The organism is Methanomethylovorans sp. (assembly GCF_050177135.1).
Classification (GTDB): domain Archaea; phylum Halobacteriota; class Methanosarcinia; order Methanosarcinales; family Methanosarcinaceae; genus Methanomethylovorans.
In genome coordinates this window covers 1-2,688 of sequence record NZ_JBFXHJ010000219.1, presented here as the reverse complement: position 1 = coordinate 2,688, position 2,688 = coordinate 1, and the positions used below count along the sequence as shown (strand labels likewise).

At 43.5% G+C, this 2,688-nt stretch carries 4 protein-coding genes; 2 read left to right on the top strand and 2 right to left on the bottom strand.

Going from position 1 to position 2,688, the window contains the following annotated elements; translation table 11 throughout:
- A partial coding sequence (locus AB7U21_RS11720; protein ID WP_428389257.1) for a type I restriction enzyme endonuclease domain-containing protein occupies positions 1-1,485 on the top strand: 1,485 nt, incomplete at its 5' end.
- A gap of 52 nt (positions 1,486-1,537) precedes the next feature.
- Here the strand turns inward: AB7U21_RS11720 and AB7U21_RS11715 are convergent.
- Entirely contained in the window at positions 1,538-1,774 is a 237-nt protein-coding gene (locus tag AB7U21_RS11715) for a hypothetical protein (protein ID WP_428389255.1), read from the bottom strand.
- A 289-nt stretch (positions 1,775-2,063) separates the two neighbouring features.
- Here AB7U21_RS11715 and AB7U21_RS11710 point away from each other — a divergent pair, with 289 nt between their 5' ends.
- Positions 2,064-2,276 (top strand): hypothetical protein, encoded by a 213-nt coding sequence (locus tag AB7U21_RS11710; RefSeq protein ID WP_428389253.1) that lies wholly within the window; start codon positions 2,064-2,066, stop codon positions 2,274-2,276.
- 142 nt (positions 2,277-2,418) lie between these two features.
- Here AB7U21_RS11710 and AB7U21_RS11705 read toward each other — a convergent pair whose 3' ends face one another.
- Positions 2,419-2,586, bottom strand: a complete 168-nt coding sequence (locus tag AB7U21_RS11705; RefSeq protein ID WP_428389251.1) for a hypothetical protein — start codon at positions 2,584-2,586, stop codon at positions 2,419-2,421.
- Positions 2,587-2,688: the final 102 nt, after the last annotated feature.

Below are 2,688 nucleotides of genomic sequence, written 5' to 3'. Positions count from 1 at the left end.
GCCAACGATCTGGTTACTCACTTTGAGACTAGGAAATCTTCCATCAAAGGCAAGGGTATGATCGTATGCATGAGCCGCGAGATATGCGTGCGCATGTACGATGCCATCACTGAACTAAGACCCCAGTGGCATAATGATGATCCCTCCAAAGGAGCAATAAAGATCATCATGACAGGTTCTGCCTCGGATGAGGCACATCTGCAGGCTCACATATACAACTCCCAGACAAAGAAGATGCTGGAGAATCGCTTCAAAGATCCGGAAGATCCGCTGCAGCTTGTCATCGTACGTGACATGTGGCTCACAGGATTTGATGTGCCATGCCTGCATACAATGTACGTGGACAAGCCCATGCGTGCTCATAACCTCATGCAGGCAATAGCACGCGTGAACCGTGTGTTCCATGAAAAACAGGGTGGTCTTGTGGTGGACTACATTGGTATTGCCTCAGAACTTCGTTCAGCTCTGGTAAACTATGTGGAAAATCGCGGTAAAGGTACTCCTACTATTGATAACTCTGAACCCCTGGCAATACTCAGGGGAGAAATGGAAAAAGCCAGGGGTATGTTCCATGGATTCAATTATATGGACTACAAGACCAATGCAGTGCAACTGCTCCTGCCTGCAGCGAACCATATCCTTGGTATTGAGAATGGACGCAAGCGATATTTTGACGTAGTACTTGCCATCTCCAAAGCATATTCACTATGCGGGACCAGGGACGAAGCAATGGAGCTTCGTGAGGAGATCGCATTTTACCAGGCAGTGAAGGTTGTTATTACTAAGGCTTCCACCAGTGATAAAAAGCTGGCAGAGGAAAAGAAGGACCAGATCATAAAACAGATCCTTGATAATGCTCTTGTGGCAGAAGGTGTGGAAGACATCTTCAAGCTTGCAGGTCTGGATAAACCGGATCTCAGTATCCTGTCCGATGCATTCCTTGATGAAATTAGGAACTTACCCCACAAGAATCTTGCAGTAGAGCTATTGCAGAAACTGCTTAAGGACCAGATCAGGTCCAGGACACGCAGTAATGTGATACAGGAGCGTAAATTCAGTGAACGTTTAAGTGCTTCTCTGAACAAATACCATGGTCGTGCCGTGAAAAGTGCTGAGGTCATAGAGGAACTTATTGAAATGGCCAAAGAGTTCCGGGAAGCTGCAAAACGCGGTGAGGAACTTGGACTCAACGAATCAGAGATAGCATTCTACGATGCACTGGCAGACAATGAAAGTGCTGTTCGTGAACTGGGTGACGAGATCCTTAAGAAGATCGCACAGGAACTGGCAAACAAACTGAGAAAAAGCACAACAGTAGACTGGCAGAAGCGGGATAGTGTCCGTGCAAAACTGCGCAATCTGGTACGTATAACCCTTCGTCGTTATAAATATCCACCTGACAGACAGGAAGATGCTATTCAATTAGTATTGCAGCAGGCAGAGCGGTTGTCTGATGATTGGAGCAAAGTCCTTGAAAATACCTGATAAATGGTCCCTCTAAATACATTGAAAATGCTGTAAAAAGTAGAGAGAATGCCTAAACACTCTCCCTCAATATCTTCGCGATCTCCGGCTCCTTCTCCACAAGCTCCATCAAGGCCATACCACACCTGGAACAGAATCCAGAAGTCGGCCCTTTCACCTGTCCACACCTGGGACACGCCATACTCGTAAGCTGCGGCATTGTATCCTCTTCCTTGATGATACCATGGATCTTCAGGATAGCCTCACTATATCTCATCATTATGAGTATCAACATAGTTAATATATTCATAAAGATTAAATAGCTGAAAAATCGATGTTTGAGTGTAGATCTTACCCGTGTTTCGTGGATCAGTATAGTACATAGGTAAGATCTAAAAACGGAGGTTGAAATATGACATATTCCAACCTACCGAGAATGCTGCTGCTGACAATGGCCTTACTTGGCTTAGTGTCTGTGGCAAGTGCTTGTGAGATATCTGGTTATAAGTTCCAGTGTGCGAAAAGTCTAAGAAAAAGAAATCAGATGACCTAGACGAATCTGTAAAGCAATTCAAAGCATTTCATCAGAAGTGATACAAATGTGTTTTAATACAGTTTACAAACAGGGATCTATATCGATTAAACAGGCTGATCCTTTCATCTCCTTTGAGCAACTAAAGGAATTGCTCACAAGTTACAACAGAGTGTCCATAGACGAGAAAGGATACATAAGAGCCATCAATGGAAGCTCTGTTGACATAATCGTTCCGTATAAAACTATCGAAGAAATAAAATCAAGAGAAAGTTTGTGAAATGCTCCATGTAACCACATGGTCAGTATGGACGGATGCAGAGATGAATGAACTGATCGAAAAAGTCCATCATGACTATTAATTGACGATAATATATCGTCTCCTGAAAAGCCGTTCATTGAGCACGGCACAGAACCAACGTTCAGATCAGCATATGCATCAATGAAACAGGCCGAGGCAGTTGCCTTAATACAAAATAACCCATGTTAAGATCGATTCTTTTGGATTTGTGTAACTCCTCAGAATAAGCAGCATCCTCAACTCTCTCTTCAGTTCTTTCCAACGCCCTCTCGTGGTTGTAAATATACATAGTTCCAACATCCCTACATTCAAATATATCTTACATCCGAACAGAGTGAAAGTAAAATATGTAATGAGGGAATTGGACTGAAAAAATAGATAGCCCCCGGAG

What these genes read in the sequence shown, in the direction of transcription:
- AB7U21_RS11715 (WP_428389255.1), bottom strand. Translation starts at nt 1,774, where the DNA reads ATGAATATATTAACTATGTTGATACTCATAATGATGAGATATAGTGAG.
- AB7U21_RS11710 (WP_428389253.1), top strand. Translation starts at nt 2,064, where the DNA reads ATGTGTTTTAATACAGTTTACAAACAGGGATCTATATCGATTAAACAG.
- AB7U21_RS11705 (WP_428389251.1), bottom strand. Translation starts at nt 2,586, where the DNA reads ATGTATATTTACAACCACGAGAGGGCGTTGGAAAGAACTGAAGAGAGA.